The 510-nt window shown below is 60.8% G+C and carries 1 pseudogene; it reads right to left on the reverse strand.

From position 1 onward, the window contains the following. Positions 1–460: pseudogene (locus EN852_RS34945) on the reverse strand (prolyl oligopeptidase family protein); the annotation flags it as partial. Between the last annotated feature and the right edge of the window lie 50 nt (positions 461–510).

Raw genomic sequence — 510 nt, forward strand, 5'->3', positions numbered from 1 at the left:
TCTCGCTGGCGTCGCCGCCATCCGGCGACATAAAGAGCAGGCAGCGATCGAAATCCGGATAGAGCCGGCTGGCGCCGCCGAACACCCACTTCACGCCTTCTTTCGCCGACAGCTGATCGAAGTCGATGATCGTTTCCCAATCCGGCCTGTCGGTCTTGTAGGATGAGACCGACGTCCGCCGCCACAGGCCGAGCGCATTGGTCTTGTCCTGCCAGAAATTATAGACGTAACCGGCAAGTGCGGCCCCGACCGGCATGTTGTCTTCGGCCGTCATCAGGTCGAGGGCGGTCTCGAACGTCGCCTGATAGGACGGATCGCCCTGCAGTTCGGCGACCGTCAACGCATTCTGGCGATGGACCCAGTCGAGCGCTTCCTTGCCGTTGCGATCCTCCAGCCAAAGGAAATTGTCTTCGGCCTTGTCGGCCAGGTCAGGCTGCGCTTGTGCGTTCGATTGGGTCATGCGGTCTCCGGAATTTGTCACGCTCGGTGCCACAAACATTGTCATGGCGC

It is taken from the genome of Mesorhizobium sp. M2E.F.Ca.ET.209.01.1.1, from assembly GCF_004010375.2.
GTDB lineage: Bacteria > Pseudomonadota > Alphaproteobacteria > Rhizobiales > Rhizobiaceae > Mesorhizobium.